Source organism: Micromonospora sp. NPDC048842 (assembly GCF_040649935.1).
GTDB lineage: Bacteria > Actinomycetota > Actinomycetes > Mycobacteriales > Micromonosporaceae > Micromonospora > Micromonospora hortensis.
On the sequence record NZ_JBEZGK010000011.1, the window covers coordinates 145,433 to 163,932 of the forward strand.

16 protein-coding genes are annotated in these 18,500 nt (G+C 71.8%); 3 read left to right on the top strand and 13 right to left on the bottom strand.

The window, feature by feature from the left end; genetic code table 11:
- Positions 1 to 49: 49 nt before the first annotated feature.
- From AB0C19_RS17945 to AB0C19_RS17980, 8 genes are all read right to left on the bottom strand, one after another.
- A complete protein-coding gene (locus tag AB0C19_RS17945) occupies positions 50 to 1,339 on the bottom strand; it encodes a cellulose binding domain-containing protein (protein ID WP_357186301.1) in 1,290 nt (429 codons plus the stop codon).
- Between the two features lie 209 nt (positions 1,340 to 1,548).
- On the bottom strand, positions 1,549 to 2,694 hold the full coding sequence (locus AB0C19_RS17950; protein ID WP_357186304.1) for an alanine racemase: 1,146 nt from the start codon (positions 2,692 to 2,694) through the stop codon (positions 1,549 to 1,551).
- The gene (locus AB0C19_RS17955; protein WP_357186308.1) at positions 2,691 to 4,289 is read right to left on the bottom strand and encodes an IucA/IucC family protein; all 1,599 of its coding nucleotides are present in this window, start codon (positions 4,287 to 4,289) and stop codon (positions 2,691 to 2,693) included. The genes AB0C19_RS17950 and AB0C19_RS17955 overlap by 4 nt, the downstream gene beginning before the upstream one ends.
- A complete protein-coding gene (locus tag AB0C19_RS17960; RefSeq protein WP_357186311.1) occupies positions 4,286 to 5,914 on the bottom strand; it encodes an IucA/IucC family protein in 1,629 nt (542 codons plus the stop codon). The genes AB0C19_RS17955 and AB0C19_RS17960 overlap by 4 nt, the downstream gene beginning before the upstream one ends.
- Positions 5,911 to 7,080 (bottom strand): siderophore biosynthesis protein, encoded by a 1,170-nt coding sequence (locus AB0C19_RS17965; RefSeq protein ID WP_357186494.1) that lies wholly within the window; start codon positions 7,078 to 7,080, stop codon positions 5,911 to 5,913. Before AB0C19_RS17965 ends, AB0C19_RS17960 begins: the two co-directional genes overlap by 4 nt.
- 47 nt (positions 7,081 to 7,127) lie before the next feature.
- Positions 7,128 to 8,630 carry an MFS transporter gene (locus AB0C19_RS17970; protein ID WP_357186314.1) on the bottom strand — a complete coding sequence of 501 codons (1,503 nt, stop codon included), beginning with the start codon at positions 8,628 to 8,630 and terminating at the stop codon, positions 7,128 to 7,130.
- Entirely contained in the window at positions 8,627 to 9,898 is a 1,272-nt protein-coding gene (locus AB0C19_RS17975; protein WP_357186317.1) for an MFS transporter, read from the bottom strand. The genes AB0C19_RS17970 and AB0C19_RS17975 overlap by 4 nt, the downstream gene beginning before the upstream one ends.
- Positions 9,895 to 10,605: a siderophore-interacting protein gene (locus AB0C19_RS17980; protein ID WP_357186320.1), complete on the bottom strand. Its 711-nt coding sequence runs from the start codon at positions 10,603 to 10,605 to the stop codon at positions 9,895 to 9,897. Before AB0C19_RS17980 ends, AB0C19_RS17975 begins: the two co-directional genes overlap by 4 nt.
- Positions 10,606 to 10,686: 81 nt before the next feature.
- On the opposite strand from AB0C19_RS17980, the gene AB0C19_RS17985 reads away from it, so the two are divergent.
- Positions 10,687 to 11,247 carry a GNAT family N-acetyltransferase gene (locus AB0C19_RS17985; RefSeq protein ID WP_357186323.1) on the top strand — a complete coding sequence of 187 codons (561 nt, stop codon included), beginning with the start codon at positions 10,687 to 10,689 and terminating at the stop codon, positions 11,245 to 11,247.
- A 29-nt stretch (positions 11,248 to 11,276) separates the two neighbouring features.
- On the opposite strand, the gene AB0C19_RS17990 is transcribed toward AB0C19_RS17985, so the two are convergent.
- From AB0C19_RS17990 to AB0C19_RS18000, 3 genes are read right to left on the bottom strand one after another with little or no spacing between them, the layout of a single operon-like run.
- Complete coding sequence (locus tag AB0C19_RS17990; protein ID WP_357186326.1) at positions 11,277 to 11,975, bottom strand: hypothetical protein; 699 nt, start codon at positions 11,973 to 11,975, stop codon at positions 11,277 to 11,279.
- Between the two features lie 24 nt (positions 11,976 to 11,999).
- Entirely contained in the window at positions 12,000 to 12,662 is a 663-nt protein-coding gene (locus AB0C19_RS17995) for a DUF305 domain-containing protein (protein ID WP_357186329.1), read from the bottom strand.
- A gap of 14 nt (positions 12,663 to 12,676) precedes the next feature.
- Entirely contained in the window at positions 12,677 to 14,560 is a 1,884-nt protein-coding gene (locus AB0C19_RS18000) for a sigma-70 family RNA polymerase sigma factor (protein ID WP_357186332.1), read from the bottom strand.
- Between the two features lie 322 nt (positions 14,561 to 14,882).
- On the opposite strand from AB0C19_RS18000, the gene AB0C19_RS18005 reads away from it, so the two are divergent.
- Positions 14,883 to 15,068: a hypothetical protein gene (locus AB0C19_RS18005; protein ID WP_357186335.1), complete on the top strand. Its 186-nt coding sequence runs from the start codon at positions 14,883 to 14,885 to the stop codon at positions 15,066 to 15,068.
- A gap of 229 nt (positions 15,069 to 15,297) precedes the next feature.
- Entirely contained in the window at positions 15,298 to 16,098 is an 801-nt protein-coding gene (locus AB0C19_RS18010) for a SigB/SigF/SigG family RNA polymerase sigma factor (protein ID WP_357186338.1), read from the top strand.
- A gap of 6 nt (positions 16,099 to 16,104) precedes the next feature.
- On the opposite strand, the gene AB0C19_RS18015 is transcribed toward AB0C19_RS18010, so the two are convergent.
- Together AB0C19_RS18015 and AB0C19_RS18020 are read right to left on the bottom strand one after the other, a co-directional pair.
- Positions 16,105 to 17,172 (bottom strand): DUF2855 family protein, encoded by a 1,068-nt coding sequence (locus AB0C19_RS18015; RefSeq protein WP_357186341.1) that lies wholly within the window; start codon positions 17,170 to 17,172, stop codon positions 16,105 to 16,107.
- Positions 17,173 to 17,241: 69 nt separating this feature from the next.
- Positions 17,242 to 18,456: a PP2C family protein-serine/threonine phosphatase gene (locus AB0C19_RS18020; protein ID WP_357186344.1), complete on the bottom strand. Its 1,215-nt coding sequence runs from the start codon at positions 18,454 to 18,456 to the stop codon at positions 17,242 to 17,244.
- Positions 18,457 to 18,500 lie beyond the last annotated feature (44 nt).

Sequence of the window (18,500 nt, forward strand, 5' to 3'; positions counted from 1 at the left end):
CACCCATGGGCCCGGAGCCAGGCGGCTCCGGGCCCGCCTCCTGTCGAACTCAGGGGCTGGTGCAGGTGACGTTGCTGGGTGCCGTGGCACCGTTGCCAGTGGCGGTGAACCCGAAGGTGGTGGAGGCGCTCGGGCCAACAGTGCCGTTGTAGGCGGCGTTCTTGACGGTGACGCTGCCGGTGGTGCCCGTGTTGGTGCCGCTCCAGAGACTGCTGATGGCCTGACCACTGGCCAGGGTCAGGCCCACCGTCCAGCCGTTCAGGGGCGCTGTGGAGTTGTTGGCCACTGTCACCTCAGCCTGGAAGCCGCCGGGCCAGGTGTTGAGCGTCCGGTAGGTGGCAGTGCAGGTGCCGGGCTCCCCGGTCGGCGGCGGGGTCGTCGGCGGCGGATCGGTGGGCGGCGGATCGGTAGGCGGTGGGGTCGTCGGCGGTGTGGTCGACTCGAACTGGCTGAAGAACCTCCAGATCTCCCCCGACGTCCAGGTCCGCGAGTCGTTGGGGCTGCCCGACCCGTCCACCGGGCTGGGCGTGTGGTCACCGTCGAACGCCGCCCACTGCACCGGGTAGCCGGCCCGGCAACCCGCGTACGTCGTGGTGATGTGGGTGAGGCTGCCCCGGCTCGGCTCGCGCGGACTCTGCGCGGTGCAGCCGTTGTTGCGCACGAACGTGTCGCGCAGCTGCCGACCCTGGGAGATGTTCAGCACGCTGTCGTAGATGCCGTGGATGCCGAAGTAGGCGACCGGCTGCGTGCCCCCGTTGCATCCGCTGAGGTTCGCGCCGGAGATGACGGTGACCGCGCGGATGATCGTGGGCCGGGCACAGGCCACGGCGTAACTCATCGCCCCGCCGTAGCTCCAACCCAGGGCGAAGCGCTGGGTGGTGTCCACGCAGAGGTCGTTCTCGATCTGCCGGGAGATGTCGTCGAAGAGGGTCAGGTCCCGACCGTTGGTGTTGGCCCAGCCGGCGTTGAGACCCTGTGGAGCAACGAAGATCGTGCTGTTGTTCGACAGTGGCTGGAGCCCGTAGTAACCGGCCGAGGTGACGTTGTTGGCCGAGCCGTTCAACCAGTGGAAGCCGAAAATCAGCCGGTACTGGCGGTTCCGGTCGTACCCGTCCGGGATCCGCAGGTTGTACGTGCGGCTCTGGCCGCTGCTCTGAATCGTGCGCGTCCCGGTGGCGAGCGTGGGGGCCTTGCCGCAGCCGGCGGTCGCCGCGAGGGTGCCGTTGGTGGCGGCCACCGCGCTCGCACCGAAACCGCCGCTCAACGCGCCGCCGGTGGTGGCCGCGAGGAGAAGCGCCGCGGCCGCGATGGATGGGAGGAAGAACCTACGTCTGAGCATTGCTGGGGCTCCTTGCCGTTCGACGACCAACAATGGTCGCCAGGCATCGACGGGGGCCCGGACTGGTCACCGACCGGAAAGGCGGAAGGGGCGGGGCCCCTCGGCGCGTCTTCGCCGGCTGGCTCGGGTGACCGGGAGCGTGCCCTTCACTCCCGGGTGAAAGATAGCATGTTATCGATAACACACCGAGCCGATCGAGCCTCCCGCGCTCACGTCCCGAGCGGCCGGGCCGCCCACTCGGCGGCCACTTCGTGCAGGTCACCGGTGCGGAAATGCGGGGGCTCGTGCAGCAGGAAGTCACGGTGGCTGATGTTCCAGGCGTACGCCCCGGCCATGGCGAAGGCCAGCACGTCACCCACGCCGATCGGCCCCGCGGTGGCCGACCGGGACAGCACGTCCTTCGGGGTGCAGAGTTGCCCGACCACTGTGACCGGCCCGCCGTCGGTGCGGGGGCCGCCGGCACCCTGTCGCGGGTGCACCGTGAACGGCTGCGCGTGCCCCTTCGCCGCCGGAGTCCGCAGGTGGTGCGTCCCGCCGGCCACCACCACGAACCACTCGCCGTAGGAGCGCTTCACGTCGACGACCTCGGTGAGGTACGCCCCGCAGTGGGCGGTGACCGACCGGCCCGGCTCGATGCGCAGCCGCACGCCCGGGTGCCTGTCGAGGACCTCCGTCAGGGCCTGGCCGTAGCCCTCCCAGTCGAACCGCGCGCCCGGGTCGGTGTAGTCGACTGTCATGCCGCCGCCGACGTCGACCTCGGCCGCGTCGACCTCGGCCACCGCCCAGCCGACCACGGCCGCGGCGACAGTCGCGGCGAGCGGTGCGTCCAGTCCGCTGGCCAGGTGGGCGTGGATTCCGCGTACGTCGATGCCGGCCGGCGGGCGATGGGCGCACGCGATCGCGTCGGCCGGGTCCATGCCGAACGGGCTCGGTCCACCGCCCATGACCAGGCTCGCGCCCGGCGCGTCGACCGGTAGGTTCACCCGCAGCAGCACCTGGGCCGACTGGCCCGCCTCGGCGGCCAGCGCGCCGAGTCGCGCCAGCTCGCTGGGTGACTCGACGTGGATGCGGTGCACCCCGGCGGCGAGAGCGGCGGCGAGGTCCGCGTCGGTCTTGCCCGGCCCGGCGTACGCGGCCGGCGCCCGTCCCGGCAGCACCTCGGCCAGCCTGCGCAGCTCGCCCCGGCTGGCGGCCTCGAACCCGTCGACGATCGGGGCGAGGGTTCGCAGCACACCGGGATCCGGGTTGGCCTTGACCGCGTAGAGCAGCTCGACCGGCTGGGGCAGCGCCGCCCGGATGGCTCGGGCCTGCCCGGTCAGGGCGTCTAGGTCGTGGACGTAGACCGGTCTGGTCATCGTGGCCCACCCATCGGGTTCGGCACCGGCACGAACGGTGCGGCCCGGTCGGCGTCACGCCGCCACCGGACCAGCAGGTTCGCCTTGGCCAGCAGCGGCTCCCCGGTCAGCAGCGCGCTCAGCTCCGCTGGCTCACCGAGGTCGGCGGCCACCGCCTCGACGACGGCGCGCAGCTCCTGCCACAGCCGCCGTTCGATGCCCGGCCGCGCGTCGGCGAGGGCCCCGCTGATTCCACCGAGGTGGTTGACGAACAGGCAGTAGACGATCCGGCGGTACGCGGCCCGGGGACCGTAGCGGGCCTGCCCCGGGACGCCGTCCGGCCAGGTGCCCCACCGGTCGGCGTCCAGCTTCACGCCCTCCAGGTCGCGCAGCAGCATGCGTACCGGACGGCGATCCCGGTCGAGCACGACGACGACGTTCTGGAGGTGCGCCTCGTGCACGACGCCGTGGCTGAGCCAGCTGCTCAGCACCGCCGGCACCAGCAGGCCGACGTACGCGCGCCACCAGGCCACCGGATCCGGTGTCACCAGCGGCGTCGCGGCCAGCGCCGCCGCGAGCACCGGGGTGTCGCCCGGACGCAGGTGCGGACGCAGGCCGTCGCGCAGGATCGTTCCGTACGCCTCGTCCGGGCCGGGAACGTCGACAGTGCGATAGGCGGGCTCGGCGAGCAGCCCCACCCCGTCCGGCAGCGGCACCCGGGCCAGCAGGTCGGTCAGCGCCACCGCGCCGGTGAGTTCGTAGCGGGCGTTCTTGCGCAGGCAGTTGGTGATGCGCACGTGCAGACTGGTCTTCACGAACAGGTCGGCCTCGGGGGCGTAGAGGGTACGGACGCTCGCCGTGGGTCGTACCGGCACGCCGGCCGCCCCCAGGTCGCGCAGCCGTGGGTGGGTGGGTGGGATCAGCGACAGCTGCCAGGGGTGCACCGGTAGGACGTGGTGCCCGCGCGGGGGCCGAGGCGGGTCGAGCGCGGCCACCAGCGGATCGAACGGCCCGGCGTCGGCGGTCAGATCGTCCGGTACGGCAAGCCAGTGCAGCCGGAACGCCGTGCGCAGCTCCGGCGCGTACGCCCGCCAACTGTCCGGGTCACCGCTGCGCCACTTCGGGGTGGGATGGTGCGGGTGGCCGAAGACCAGCGACTGCTCGGAGTCGACGTACGCGTCGATGGCGGGCTCACCGGTGGGGGTCGGATCCTGGGCGGGTCGGTCCGCCAGCAGTCGGGCCACTGTGTCCCGGCTGGCCCGGACCTGCTCGGCGAACTCGTCGTTGACCAGGCCGGTACGTGTGGTGAGCTCCGCCGCGACCAGGGCGGCCAACCCGTCCGCGTCCAGGTCTTCCCACCGCCCGCCGCCGGTGGTGCGTTGGACCGGGCCGGTGTAGCGGTGCGCGCCGAGCGGCGAGGTTCGCGCGACCTCGCAGCGCACTGTGACGTCGAGGTGCCGCAGTAGCAGCCGGACGGCACCGTCGACAACGGTCGGGGTGCCGTCCGGCGGGGCCAGCTCGCGCAACAGGCAGCCGAAGACGGCGTGGGCGGCGGCCAGGTCGGCGCGCTGACCGGTGTCGCTGGCCGGCCGGGAGCGCAACTGGGCGCTCGTCATCGTGTCTCCCGGAGGTAGTTCGGGCCGGTACGCAGGTAGTACTTGTTGATGTCGGCGCAGCCGAGCCGCTGTTTGGGCAGCAGGGTGCCGGCGGTGAGCATCGCCTTGATGGGCAGTTGGGTGGCGTGCAGGACCCGCTCGGTGAAGGTCCGCACCGCCGGTCCGTCGCCCCACCGGTCGCGGGCGGCGGCGAGCCGGGGCACCAGCGCCTCGGCGGGTGTCGGCACGGGCAGCCCTCGGGCGGCCAGGGCGACAAGGGGCGCGGCGGCGGCCAGGTGCAGGGTGATGGTGATGAACACGTCGGTCAACTCGTGCGGGTCGCGCGCCCACATCCGGTCGTCGTGCAGGGCGAGCCCGTTCGTGCCGTCGTGTCGCCTGTCGAGCCGGGCGCCGTCGTTGTCCTTGTAGAGCAGGCCGACAGAGCCGTCCGGGTGCACCAGCAGGTGGATGTTCTGCGGGTGCGCCTCCAGTGCGATCCCGTGGCGTAGCCAGAGGAAGACGTGCCAGTCGAGCAGCAGGTCCAGATAGGACTCCAGCAGTGCGACGGGCTGCTGTGGGCTGATCCGTTCGAGGACCGTGCCCGCCACCGGGTCGGCGGCGGCGAGGGCCGCTACCGGCACCACCAGGACGCCGGCCAGGTCGCGCGGAAATCGGCGCAGCAGGAAACCGCGCCGCTCGTCGCCGTCGACGTGCGCCCAGGTGCTCTCGTCGGCGTGCCGGATCCGACCGGCGAAGCTGGGTTCGGCGGTGGCGATCCGGTCGAGCAGTGCGGCGACGGCCGCGCCGTCGGCGAGCGAGCCCGGTTGCAGCGTGCGTCGGTTGCGCGCGCCGAGACTCGCGGTCGGCAGCGGCAGTTTGAGGTGCAGGTACGGGTCGTGGTCGAGCGCCACCGTCCGCATGGAGAGGGTGGGTCGCACCGGAGTCACCGGCAGGTCGACCGCCGGGAGCGCGTCGCGGGCCACTGTGATCGGATGTGCCGGCAGAAGCAGCTGATCCGGTAGCGGTGCCCGCGGCCACCACGACGGCAGCTCGCCGGCCAGTCGGACGTCCTGGGCCGGAACGGCGTACCAGCGCAGCGCGAACCGTGGGGCGTGCTCCGGGGCGTACCGGAGCAGTTCGTCGTCGCGAAGACCGTGCCGGCACCTGTCGGTGGGGTAGACGGGGTGGCCGTGGTGGGCGGCGAGCACGTCGTCCAGGAGCGCCGCCGGCAGGCCGGTCGGGGTGAGCGCGCGTTCGGCGGCCACCTCGGTGAGCACCCGCGCCCGGCTGTGGGCGGCGAGCCGTCGGGCCCGCAGGTCGGCCCGGCACTCGACGCCGAAGTCCCGCCAGCCGGCCTCGGCCTCGGCGTTGTCGCGCGGGGCGAGCAACGTCAACAGTCCGTTCAGCGTCTCCGTACGCTGCGTTCCGCCCGCGCGGGTCACCAGCAGCACCATCGGCGCTGCGCTGCGCAGGGCCTGCTGGAACCCGTCCGCCCGGACCGGTATGCGCAGCAGGCCGGCGGGGTGGGGCACCTGCCACCAGTCGGGCCCGTCCGGTCGGCCGGCGCTGCGCAGACCGAGGTGATCCTCGCGCAGCAGGGCATCGAGCACCCGGGCGAAGACCTCCCGCTCACAGTCGTCGCTCACTCGACGATGGTCCACTGGAGATCGTTGCGGAGGGCGGCCAGCGACTGCCGGACGGTGCCCTCGTCGGGGCCGATTCCGTGCAACACGGCGAGGTAGTCGCGGTTCGTGCCGGTGTGCTCGGCGGTGCGGCCCACCTCGCGCAGCGGACGGCAGCCCAGCCGCAGGTCGCCGTGGACGGTGTCGAGTGGGCCCGGTGCGGCGACGAGACGACCGGAGCGATCCGCGCAGACGTACTCGACCTGCGCGTAGCGGTCGACGGTGTCGGGCAGGCCGAGGGCGGCCAGCGGCTCGCCGAGGTGCAACCGGATGACGTACTCGAACAACGGCACACCGAGCAGTTCGGCGAGGATCAGGTCCATCCGGTCGCCGATGAGGCGGTAGTTCACCTCGATCAGCCGGACCCGGCCGTCGGAGACGACGTACTCGGTGTGGCAGGCCCCGAGGCCGACCCCGAGCGCGTCGAGCCGTGCCCGCAGTTGGGTGCGCGCCTGCTCCGCCGGGGGCGACCAGGCGAGGCTCTCCTCGGTGAAGGTCGGCGGCGGACCGAGCCCGGTGCGCCATCCGCCGAGGGAGGCCAGCTCGGTGCCGTCGCCGAGGGTCTCGAAGGTCCGCAGCTCGCCGGCGAGGTACTCCTCGACCACCAGTGCCACGTCCGGCCGCCGACCACGGATCTCGGCGACCCGGGCGACCAGCTCGGTGTGGTCGGCCACCAGGTACGCGTCCTCACTGGCCACCCCCTCGCGGGGTTTGACCACCGCCGGGAACATCCCGGTCGGCACGTCCGGCGTGGCACCGGGGTCGACGGTGACGGTGCGTACCAGATCGAGGCCCGCAGCGGCGATCGCCCGGCGGGCCGCGGCCTTGTCCTTGCAGAGACGGGCGGCGTCCGGGTCCTTGCCGGGCAGGCCGAGCTTTCGGGCGGCGATCGCGGTGGCCTCCTGGAGATGGTCGCTATTGGACAGTAGCGCCACCGCTCGGGCGGGTGCCGCCGCCGCGACCACTGCGGCCGGGTCGCGGACCGCGCAGCGCGCCACAGGCACGTCCGCCGGCCATTCCGCCGGCCGGTCGGTCAGCACGGTGGCCGACAGCCCGAGCGACGCCGCCGCCGGGAGGAACCCGTCCAGGACAGCGTCGGTGGGATTGAGCGCGGTCAGGTAGAGCCGCATACCGCCTCCGTCGACTACCACGATGTGACTATTAGGGTAGCCTACCCTTATTGGGCGGTTTTGGTGCGATCTGCCCGGTGTAGCAACAGGGCGGCCACCAGGCCACCGATCAACACCGCAGCCGCACCCACCAACTGCCCCGTCTCCAGCGCCGAGGCGAAGGCGACGGTCACGGCCTCCCGTTCGGCTCCTTCACTGGCGGCGGCGAGAGCTGCGGGAAACGACCCGGCGCCGGCCAGGGCCGCCGGCAGCAGCGCCGCGAACCGGGCGTTCAGCACGGCGCCCAGCACCGCGATGCCGAGGCTGCTGCCGACCTCGGTCATGGTGCCGTCGACACCCGCGCCCGCGCCGGCCTTCGCCGCCGGGATCGCGCTCATCACCGCCTCGACGATGGCCGGATTGGCGAGCGCGCAACCGACACCCATGACGAGCAGCCCGACAAGCAGCACCGCGTACCCGTCCGACGGGAAGAGGGTGACCAGCGCGAGACCGGCAGCGAGCAGCGTCATGCCAACGGCGATGGCGACCGCCAGGCCGAGCCGACGGATCACGCTCGCGACGACGCCGCTGACGTTGAGCAGCACGATGGACAGCGCGAAGGGCGCCATCCGCAGACCGGCCTCCCAGGCGGGATAACCCCTGACGAACTGGAGGTGCTGGGTGAGCAGGAACAGCGCGCCGGTGGCGCCGAACGTGATCAGCACGACGCCGCTGATCGCACCGACGAAGCGCCGGTCCCGGAAGAAGCGCATGTCCAGCATCGGGTGCGCGATCCGTCGCTCCCACCGCACGAAGATCCCGAGCAGGAGTACGCCGACGACCCCCGCGCCGAGCACAGCGGGCGACGCCCACCCGTGCTCCGGCCCGGAGATGATCGCCCAGACGACAGCGGTCAGGCCGGCGGTGGAGAGCACCGCGCCGAGCACGTCGAGTCGGCCGCCGGCCGGCCCGCGGGACTCGGGGACCAGCGCGCGACCGACAAGCAGGCAGACCAGCACGATCGGCACGTTCATCAGGAAGATCGCGCCCCACGGCAGATGCGCGAGGATCGTGCCGCCGATCGGCGGCCCGATGGCGAACCCCAACGCGCTGGTGGCGGCCCAGATGCCGATCGCCCGGGACCGCTCGGCGGCGTCGAAGACCTGCATCGCCACCGCTAGCGTCGCGGTGACCAGCAACGCGCCACCGACGCCCATCCCGGCCCGCGCGGCGATCAGCTGCCCACTGGTGCTGGCCAGACCGGCGGCCAGCGAGCCGACCCCGAACAGGACCAGCCCGGCGAGCAGCATCCGACGACGGCCGTACCGGTCGGCGGCGCTACCGGCGGTGAGCAGCAACCCGGACAGCACCAACGCGTACGCGTTGATCATCCACTGCACCTCGGCGGTGCTGGCACCCAGCTCGGTGGTGAGCACCGGCACCGCCACGGTCAGCACCGTGTTGTCCAACACCACTACCAGTTGCGCGACGCACAGCACGGCCAGGATGAGCCATCGCTGCGGCAGTCGTGCCGGTGTCGCGGTGTCGGTGGCCGGCTGAACTGTGGTCACGCCACCGCCTTGACGCCATCCACTGCGGGCTGCTCGGTGGGTTGCTCGGCCGTCGGGCCGACGGCGGGGCCAGGCCGGTGCGGGAATCGCCGCTGGTGAGAGAGGCCGAGGGCGACCCCGGCGGCCACCAGCACGATGGCCGCTACCGCTACCGCCGGATAGCCGACCCGGTCGGCCGCCGCGAGACCGATGGACGCGGCCACGAACGAGCAGACCAGGCCGAACGACGACAGCACAGTGAAGTCGGTGCCGCCGGTGTCGGGCCGGGAGTAGTCCATGTTGACGGTGTAGAGCACGACGTTGGCGATGGTGTAGGCCACCATGAAGCAGCAGAGCGCGGCGACCGTCCCGCCCAGCGGAGCGTTGCCGTTCATCAGCGGCAGCAGCAGCAACGTCGACACGGTGAGCGCCACGCCGCCGACCACCAGCACGCCACTGCGCCCGAACCGCCCGATCCCGAGCCCCGCGACAAGGCCCGCCACGATGGCCGGGGCGCTGATCACCACGCCGGTGACGACGCCGATCCGACCCAACGACCACCCGGCGTCGACCAGGGCCGGGGTGACCAGGGCGTACGCCATGCCCGCACCGACGTAGACGAGCGGCACCACGCCGAAGGTCCACCACCGGCAGCCCGGCTGGCCGAACACCGACAGCAACGCCCGGTAGGCCGCGCCGACCCGTTCCACCCGATCGGTACGGGGAGGCTCCCGGAACCGCCACACCACCAGCAGGCCGACCGCCGTCATCGCGGCCAGCAGGCCGATGGCCGGCACCCAGCCGAACTGGTCGTAGACCAAGACGCAGGCTCCGCCGCCGAGCAGGTTGCCGAGGTAGCTCGCGGCGACCTGGATGCCGTTGCCGGTGCCCCGGGCCGAGTCGGCCAGCATCCGGACCGCGACGGCGTCCACGGCGATGTCCTGGGTGGCCGAGAAGAACACGTACGCGGCGCAGATCGCGATGATCGGGCCGAGCGCGTCGGCCGGGCTGGCGAACGGCAGCAGCGCCAGCAGGGCGAGCACCAGGGCGGTCTGGAGCACGAGCAGCCAGGAGCGGTAGTGGCCGCGGTGCCGTGATCCGTACCGGTCGAGGATCGGCGCCCAGAGGAACTTGATGGGCCAGATCAGGCCGACGATCTGCAACATCGCCAGCGTGTCCAGCGACGTGCCGCCGTCGCGCAGGATGGCGGTGAGTCCGACGGTGATGAAGCCGACGCCGAGGTACTGGGTGACGTACAGCGCGGTCAGGGTGCCGAGACGGCCCTTCATGCCGCTTTCCAGTAGCCGAGGGAGGTCAACCGGTCCTTGTCGACGCCCAGCGTCTTGCGCAGGTGTCGGGTGATGCCCCGGGTGGTGGCCGCCTCGCAGGCCACCCAGTAGTGGCCCGCGCCGCTGGTCGGCAGTGCCGCGCAGACCGTGTCGACGAGATGCTGACCCGCGTCACGCCGCGGCACCCAGGTGACGTCGTGGTGCGCCCGGGCCCGCAGCGCGAGCGCCTTCTCGCCCTCGTGGGCGTACTCCAGCCAGACCGTCGCCGGAATGTCGGCGCCGGCGTCGAGCAGGCTGTTCACCGCGGGCAGGGAGGCCGCGTCGCCGACGAGGTAGAGGTGCTCGGGCGCGGGGTCGGGCAGCTCGAAGGCGCTGCCCTGCACTGTCGCGCTGATGGTGTCGCCGACCTTGGCCGTGGTGGCCCACCGGGCCGCACAGCCGTCGTGGAGGGCGAATTCGAGTGTGAATCGGCCGGTGGCCGGGTCGGGGTCCACCAGCGTGTACGCGCGCTGGTGGACTCGGCCGTCGTTGTCGAACCACAGCCGGATCCACATCGTGGGGTGCACCCCGCACGTCTCCAGCAGGCCGCCCCCGTCCAGGAGGAGCCGCTGGTAGTGCCCGTCGATTGACTCGGTGCTCAGGACGGTCAACTGAAAGTCCCGCCCTCCCATGGCCTTGAGGACCAGGGCCTCCCAGTTCCGTTTCACGCACCCCTCCAGGTAAGGTCATCCTTGGTTAGGGGAGGTTAACCTAAGTAGCGCCCCGGACGGAACAGAGGACAGCGCCCGATGACGTACCAGGAGAAGATCGCCGGTCTCGGCGAGCTGTCGTTGGTGACCGTGGACCCGGACCGGGACGCCACACTCCTGCACGGTTGGGTGACCCTGCCCCGCAACTCCTTCTGGGGCATGGGTTCGCACACCCTCGAAGAGGTCCGCGAGATTTACGCCTTTGTGGACAGTCTGCCGACGCACCACGCGTACCTGATCACTGTCGACGGGGAGCCGGTCGGCCTCTTCCAGAGCTATCAGCCCGAGGCGGACCCGGTCGGCGAACGCTATGCCGTCCAGCCCGGCGACGTGGGGATGCACCTGCTGCTCAGCCCCGACCGACGCCTCGCCCGCAGCCTCACCAACGCTGTCGGTCCGGCCATCGCCCGCTTCCTGTTCCGCGACCCGGCCGCGCAGCGGATCGTGGTGGAGCCGGACGTCCGCAACCACCTCGCCCTACGCCGACTGGAGATCGAGGGCTTCACCTTCGATTCCGAGATCGACATGCCGGACAAGCGGGCCCAGCTCGCGTTCCTGACCCGCGCCCGGTTCGCCGAGAGGCACCCGACTCCGGCCTGACCACCAACTCGGCCGTCGGCCTGCGACCGTCAGCCGTTGGCGTTCCAGAAGCCGACGACTGTCGCTGTCCACCAGGCGAGCTGCGAGATCGTGGCGGCGGCGACACCGGGAAGCAGGGCGGACCAGGGTGGGCGGCCCTGCACGGCCACGAGTCGATCCCGGACCCGGCCGAGGAACAGCCCGTTGATGCCGACCACCAGCACCGCGAGCAACTTGACCCAGACCAGCCCGGACGACGTGTCCGGTCCGAGGGCGGCCCCACTGGCGAGCAGACCCACCAGACCCAGCCAGATGAGCAGGTGCGCGCCGCGGGCGGCGGTCAGTACGGTGCCGAGCGGTTCCCGGCGCAGCAACCAGCGCAGGCTGAACCAGTCCACGGTCAGCACCGCACCGAAGCCCACCACGAGGCAGGTCAGGTGGCAGAAGAGGGCGACCATCCGCGCACCCGGTGAGAGGGTGACGTGCGGCGCGACCAAGATCGCGATCAGCCACCCGAGACTGACCGTCAGAACCGCGGCGACGGTGGTGGCCCGGCCGGCGGCGCGACGGTGGCCGCCGCGCCAGCCGGCCGCCGGCACCGGGGCGACCGCCTCGGGCGGTGACGCGCTGCGGGTCCGGTGCGTCGCGCGTCGCACCGGGCGGACGGCGGCCGACGTGACGGCACGATGGGCGGGACGGGACGCCCGGGACGGGGGATGGACGTCGGCGTGCAGATCAGACGTCCGCATCGACCGGTCCTCTGGGCCGCACGCTCAGCCGCCTGGAGCCGCGGGAGGCGCGCCGGGCCGGTTGTCCAGCGTGTTCAGCTCGGCGGCCCGCGCCTGCTGGATCCGGCCGGCGAGCGCCTTCAGCTCCGGGCTTCCCCCGGCGGTCTGCTCGCCCCGGCACAGCACCACCGTCTGCGCGAGGTGCGCCCGGATCAGGTCGGCCGCCCGGGACGACACCTCCGCGTCGGACGCGGCACGGAGCTCGGCGAGGCTGGCCTGGGTGACCATGCCGGGCATCTGATGCCCCTCGTGGATGTTCAGCTCCGGCACGTTGCCAGCGGCCAGGAGCCCACGCAGGTCCCGCAACTCCGCCTGATGGGCCTTCCGGACCTCGCCGAGGAGGGTCCGCAGCGACGGATCCGCCGGACGGGTGTCGAGCTGGTCGATCAGCGCGAGCGCGCCCTCGTTCATCGGGATCAGCAGTTGGATGAAGGCGTCGTCGGTGCCGTTGAGCACCACCGAGGCGGTCGGCGCCGCAGCGGCCGACGACGCTGCCACCGACGACGCTGCTGGTGCCTGGTCGGTGCGGCCCCAGCCCTGGGTGAGCCCGACGGCCACCGCCGTGGCGACCACTGTCGCGACGACGCCGACCAGCCGCCCGGCCCGTACGCGAAGCCCTCGGCGCTCCACCATGATCTGCTCGTCCATCCGTTCGCCGGTGCTCAACGGGCGGCTTGGAACGCGCGGCCGACCACTGTCGCCTCGGTCCCGTCGCTGAACAACCCGGACCGGTCCTTGTCCGTGGCGGGTAGCCCGAACCAGGCGTAGCGCTGGAGGTAGGGGAGTTGGCCGAGCATTGCGGTGGCCGCCGTGAGGAAGGCTGCCTGCTGCTGCTGACTGGGAAACTGCGGACCGCCACCGGCGAAGCGGATCAGCGCGAACTCGGTCAGCCAGATCGGCTTCCGGTACCGCTGGTAGACGGCCTGGAGGTACTGCCGGAGTTGGGCCACCGCGGTAGCGGTCGTGAAGTCGGCGCCGAACCAGTGCAGCGTGATGAAGTCCACCCGGTGGCCGCGGGCCTGGGCGCCGGTCATGAACCTGTCCAGCCAACCCTGCGGGTCCGGCCCACCCCAGGCGACCGCCGGGCTGCCCAGTTTGCTGCCCGTCGCCATCAGTTGCGGCCACAGGTCCAACGCCTGCTCGACTGTCATGTTCGCCTGCTCGGGCATGTCCGGCTCGTTGAAGGTGAGCAGGTACGGCCCGGCGGCCTTGGCCCGAGCCAGCTCCGCGGCGGTGACGTTCTCCGCGCTGCGGATCATCGGCACGAACGTCGCACCGCGCGGCGTGCTGATCCCCGGGTGCTGGGTGCCCCAGGTGTAGTACCAGCCGGCCTTGGAGTTCGCCAACGCCTGACTCGCCCCGGTGAAGTTCCACACCCCGACGCCCTTGCGGGCGGAGCTGACCGCCGGCGCGACCGGAGCTTTCGACGAGGGGCGTGCGCTCGGCGAGGGCGCGACGCTCGGGGTGGCGACGGCGGTGGGCGCGGCAGACGGCGGCGCCGCCCACGAGGGCGCGGATGGATCGTCCGGCAGGATCACCACCGCCATGGTGATGGCCAGGACGGCGGCGGCCACACCGGCGGCGAGGGACGGCACGAGGCCACGGGGCCGGTTCACCGCGAGGTCGACGACGCTCGGGCCGCCGCCCGCATCGGTGGGCACCGCGCCCTGTGGGGTCGGCCCGGCGGCGGGTCCGGCCGTCGGGCCGGGCGGCGCGAGGGCCTGCGCGGCGGCTGCCGGGGCGGCAGCGCTCGGCAGGTGCGCGCCGAGACCCGCCGGCAGCGGCAGCAACGGCATACCGGCGAGCAGCCGATCGATCGGCAGGAGGGTGGTACCCAGCCGCCCGCAGTACGCGCAGTCGCGGACGTGGCGAGCCAGTCGCTTGCGCCACAGCGAGCTGGGCGTGCCGTCCCACTCGGCGGTCACGGCGCCCAGGTCCGGGCAGCCAGGGCGGGCGCGGAGCGCGCGTACGACGCCACGGGCGCTCTGGATCTGATCCTTCATCCGGTGGATCCGCACCGCGACGTGCCCGGGTGACAACCCGAGCGCGTCGGCGACCTCGTTGCGGGTGATCTCGCCGGTCTCCTCCAGCCACCACAGCGAGAGCAGTTCCTGGTCGTCCGGGTCGAGCCAGCGGGTCGCCTCGGCGACCTCCCGTCGTTGGTCGGTGAGGCCGAGCCGGAGGATGGTCATCCCCGCGAAGTCGGAGGCCGGGTCGGGCACGTTGTGGATCGCGTCCAGCCCGGCATCGCGGTTGAGCGCGACGCGCCGACGCGTCTCCCAGTCACGCACCTGGCGGATGGTGATCGCCACCAGCCAGGACCGGTATGCCGCCGGGTCGTTGAGCGCGGGCAGGTACCGGATCACCCGTACCAACGTCTCCTGGACCACGTCGTCGACGTCGGCGTGCCCGCGCAGCGCACGCCCGACGATGTTGTAGACCAGCGGGAGCGAGGCCGCCACGACGTCGTCGAGAGCGCGCTGGTCGCCCTGCCGGGCCGCGACGACCAACCCGACATCGGGCAGTGCTCGACCGGCTGACGACATGGGTCTCACTCCTTGGGTGCTCATCTCCGCGCGGCGCCCACGCTGGGTGTGCTGACCGCCCTCAAGATCGGAGACTCGCGGCAGCGGGTGGGATTACAGAATTCCCGGGCGGCCGGTTCGCCACAAGCGAGACGGGTCCGTCGGCGGCGCATATGTGGTGGCGGCGCCGGGTATGGTGCGGGGTGTCGGTGTCGCCGGGCGCTCGCCCGTGCACAGGACACCAGCATTCGGGCGCCAGCGTGTGCGCCGAAGCGTCACCAGGTCGCACGGCCGACGTTGCCGAGGCCCAGACGCACCCCTCTCGTAGAGACAGGATCCCTGCATGACATCGAACGACAACGGTCGACCCGCCCTGTTCCTCGCCACGTCGCACGGTGACGTGCTGGACGGACCGGCGGTGACCTTCGACAGCAGTGAGGAGGCCATGCGGCGACTGCGCCACCCGTTCGCTGTGAAGCCGGCCCAGCCGGCCGCGGCCGCTGTCGACGCCTCGGATCAGCGCGGCTGATTCCCGCCTGCTCCCCCTTTAAACGCCTAGCCTCATACTTTCGGCTAGAAAATAGTCGGTCTTTCGGGTAGTGTCCGGGTCATCAAGTGAACGACATGACGCGGTGGCGAGGCCCGTGCTCGTGGCCTTGCGACAGCGCACCTTCGCCCGTACGTGCGCCCCGGCGGTAGCCGGTTCGGAGACTCTTCCGGTCGACTCGATCGACGGGCCTGCGGGAAGGACCACCCACATGGCCACCATTGTCGACAACACCACCACCGCCGATCAGCGGAGCAGCGAGCGAAGCCCGGACGACCTCCTCGCCGCCCTGGCGGCGACCCCGGCGGACGATCCCCGCCGCCCGGCAGTGCGGGACCGCGCCATCGAGGCGTGGCTGCCGCTGGCCCGGCACCTGGCGCGCCGCTACGGCGGGCGCGGCGCACCCGACGACGACCTGGCCCAGACCGCCTTCGTCGGGCTCATCAAGGCCGTTGACAACTTCGACCACGACCGAGGTGTCGACTTCAGCGGGTACGCCATTCCCACCATCATCGGCGAGATCAAGCGGTACTTCCGGGACCGCACCTGGGCGGTGCGCGTACCCCGCCGCCTCCAGGAACTGCGCCTGTCGATCAGCGCGGCGAACAGCGCCCTGACCCAGACCCTCGGCCGCTCGCCGACCGTCGCCGACATCGCGACCCACCTCGACGTGACCGAGGAGACCGTCCTGGAGGGGCTGGAGGGTGCGCGCGCCTACCGGGCCACGTCGCTGTCCACCCCGACCGGCGCTGACGGCAGCCGCGAGCTCGGGGACACCCTCGGCGGTGACGACGTCGCGTTCGACCTCGTGGAGATCCGCGTCGCCCTCGGCCCGGCCCTCGCCACGCTGCCTGCACGCGAGCGCGAGATCCTGAGCCTGCGCTTCCACGGCAACCTGACCCAGGCGCAGATCGCCGACCGGATCGGCGTCTCACAGATGCACGTGTCCCGGCTGATCACCCGCTCGCTGGCCGCGCTGCGTCACCAGCTCAACCCGGACATCGCAGCCTGAGCCCGATCAGAGTTGGATGACGTGGCCCACCCGTGGCGGCGTACGACCGGCGAGAACATCCAGCCACGCGTGTTGCAGCGCCTCCGGCCCGGCACCCACCCGAACGTCCAGCCACCCGCTCACCACTGCGGCGAAGCGTTGCCAGGCCTCGGTGAATCGCTCGTCGAGGCCGTCTCGGCCCCAGTCGTGGCCGCGCTTGCGCATCTGCACCGGCGCGAAGAACACCTCCTCGGCGGCGTCGGCGTTCGGCGTCTGGTTGGTGAGCCCGACCGCTATGTCCCGGACGAGCCGATCGCCGAGGCGTCGACGCACTGCGGCACGGGTCGAGGGCGCCCCGGACAGGTCGAGGTAGACGGTCGGGACCACGTCGAGGGCGTCGATGTCGTCGTACGACACGACCTCGTCGTAGCAGCCGAGCGACCGGGTGAACTCCACGTTGCCCGGTGAGGTGAGACCGACCAGGCGCGGCCCGCGCCGGTACAGCTCGAACGCGGCGGCGTACGCGGTCTTGCTCGACGCCGATGACACCAGCAGCGTCTCGGCACCGTAGAAGTCGTTGTCGACGACCTGATCGGCCAGCATGAACGAGGTGAAGAACAGCGGACGGAACAGGATCAGCAGATCCTCCTGGTCGCGCTGGTACGCCGGGTCGCCGGTGGTCGACCGGTAGGCGTTGTACGGCGACGGCAGCTCGGCCCGGTGCGGGCTCGCCTCGCGGAACCCGGACGCGTCCACCCGGTCCGGCCGCACCAGGAGGTGACCGGCGGGCGGGAGGTAGCCGTAGACCCGTTGCCCCACCTCGACACCGGCCACCGCCGAACCGACCACCTCCGCGAAGCCCCAGAGCGGCGGTAGGCCCCACTGCGGCCCGAGGCCCTGGGCCGCCGGCGGAAAGAACTGCCAGTACCGCATCGAGTCGCCGAGCACCGCGTAGGTCACGTTGTTGGCGGTGAGGCCGACGCGGTCCACGCGCAGCAGGGCCTCGCCGTCGGCCAGGGCGGGGGTGGAGCCATCGACGAGCGTGGTCTGCCCGAGGTCGTCACGCGCCACGGCGAAGGTCCATGAGTCAGCCATGAGGTGACGCTAGACAGCCTCGCAACCGGAGACAAGTGCACTGGGAGTGCAAAATCCCACTGCACGCACTCAGTGTCGGAGCGCGGCGAGGTCGCGGAGGTGCGCGAGCGGCAGGTGCGGTGGCTGCCACTCCACGAAGAGGGCAGTAGCGTCGTCCTCGAGCTGGTCGTCCTGGTAGCCGACGACCGCGCGGACCAGGCGACGCATCGTCTCCGGGCTGGGCAACCCGTCGTTCAGGGCGCGGTTGACGAAGTCGACGAGCCGGTCCAGCCCGAACTGCTCCCCCTCCGCGCTACGGGCGTCGGTGATGCCGTCGGTGTAGGCGAGGATGCGGTCGCCCGGGTGCAGATTCTCCACGTGCACCTGCGGTCGACGAGGTGACATGTGGCCCAGCCCGAGCGGCAACATGGTCGGCCCGGGCAGCTCCCGGACGGCCTTGCCGTCACGCAGCAACATCGCACCGGGATGCCCCGCGTTGATCATGCTGAGCTGGCCGGTCTGGCGGTCCAACTCGATGAGCAACCCGGTGGCGAAGAAGTTCGGGTGCTCGGAGCGCACCCACCGGTCGATGCTGATCGCCGTGTCGACCAGGTCGAGGCCACACCGACGGGCATTGCGGTACGCGCTGACCACCAGCGAGGCCAGGGTGCTCGCCTTGATGCCGTGCCCGCAGGTGTCGAAGAGCCCGACGCTGAGCACGTCGTCGTTCAACGCGTAGTCGAAGATGTCTCCGCCGACGTCGTAACACGGTTCGAGGATTGCGGTGACCACCAGGTCGTCGGTGGCGAAGGTCAGCGGCGGGAGCAGGCCCCACACGATCTCGGCCGCGACCTGCATCGGCATCCGCCGCCGCATCCGCTCGACCACGTCACCGTAGAGCCGGCGGTTGACCAGGATCTGGGCGACGTTGACCGCCACCTCCCAGGCCGGGGCGTCCATCGTCTCGTCGGCGGCGGCCGGGGAGACGATCTCCAGTACGCCCATCCGCTCACACCCGAGCAGCAGTGGCACCCACAGCCGGTCCGGGTTGTCGGGCGCGCGCTGGATGTCGAGGGTGGTGAAGGCTCGGCCGGCGAGCGTCGTCTCGATCGGCAACTGGTCCCGGTCGAGTCCCGCGCCGAGCAGCGGCACGAGAAGGGTCTGCGTGTAGTCGGCCAGATAGATCACGATCTCGCTGGCATCGATACCGGGCGCCGCACGGGCAACCAGTTGCGACACCTCGTCCGGGCCGCCCCGAGGCGCGTTGAGCTGCAACCAACGCACCACCTCGCCGATATCGGCCATGCTCCACCTCCCCCTGTCCTCCCCGATCGCAGGAGCACGTAGTG

What these genes read in the sequence shown, in the direction of transcription:
- AB0C19_RS17945 (WP_357186301.1), bottom strand. Translation starts at nt 1,339, where the DNA reads ATGCTCAGACGTAGGTTCTTCCTCCCATCCATCGCGGCCGCGGCGCTT.
- AB0C19_RS17950 (WP_357186304.1), bottom strand. Translation starts at nt 2,694, where the DNA reads ATGACCAGACCGGTCTACGTCCACGACCTAGACGCCCTGACCGGGCAG.
- AB0C19_RS17955 (WP_357186308.1), bottom strand. Translation starts at nt 4,289, where the DNA reads ATGACGAGCGCCCAGTTGCGCTCCCGGCCGGCCAGCGACACCGGTCAG.
- AB0C19_RS17965 (WP_357186494.1), bottom strand. Translation starts at nt 7,080, where the DNA reads ATGCGGCTCTACCTGACCGCGCTCAATCCCACCGACGCTGTCCTGGAC.
- AB0C19_RS17975 (WP_357186317.1), bottom strand. Translation starts at nt 9,898, where the DNA reads ATGAAGGGCCGTCTCGGCACCCTGACCGCGCTGTACGTCACCCAGTAC.
- AB0C19_RS17985 (WP_357186323.1), top strand. Translation starts at nt 10,687, where the DNA reads ATGACGTACCAGGAGAAGATCGCCGGTCTCGGCGAGCTGTCGTTGGTG.
- AB0C19_RS17990 (WP_357186326.1), bottom strand. Translation starts at nt 11,975, where the DNA reads ATGCGGACGTCTGATCTGCACGCCGACGTCCATCCCCCGTCCCGGGCG.
- AB0C19_RS17995 (WP_357186329.1), bottom strand. Translation starts at nt 12,662, where the DNA reads ATGGACGAGCAGATCATGGTGGAGCGCCGAGGGCTTCGCGTACGGGCC.
- AB0C19_RS18000 (WP_357186332.1), bottom strand. Translation starts at nt 14,560, where the DNA reads ATGTCGTCAGCCGGTCGAGCACTGCCCGATGTCGGGTTGGTCGTCGCG.
- AB0C19_RS18005 (WP_357186335.1), top strand. Translation starts at nt 14,883, where the DNA reads ATGACATCGAACGACAACGGTCGACCCGCCCTGTTCCTCGCCACGTCG.
- AB0C19_RS18010 (WP_357186338.1), top strand. Translation starts at nt 15,298, where the DNA reads ATGGCCACCATTGTCGACAACACCACCACCGCCGATCAGCGGAGCAGC.
- AB0C19_RS18015 (WP_357186341.1), bottom strand. Translation starts at nt 17,172, where the DNA reads ATGGCTGACTCATGGACCTTCGCCGTGGCGCGTGACGACCTCGGGCAG.
- AB0C19_RS18020 (WP_357186344.1), bottom strand. Translation starts at nt 18,456, where the DNA reads ATGGCCGATATCGGCGAGGTGGTGCGTTGGTTGCAGCTCAACGCGCCT.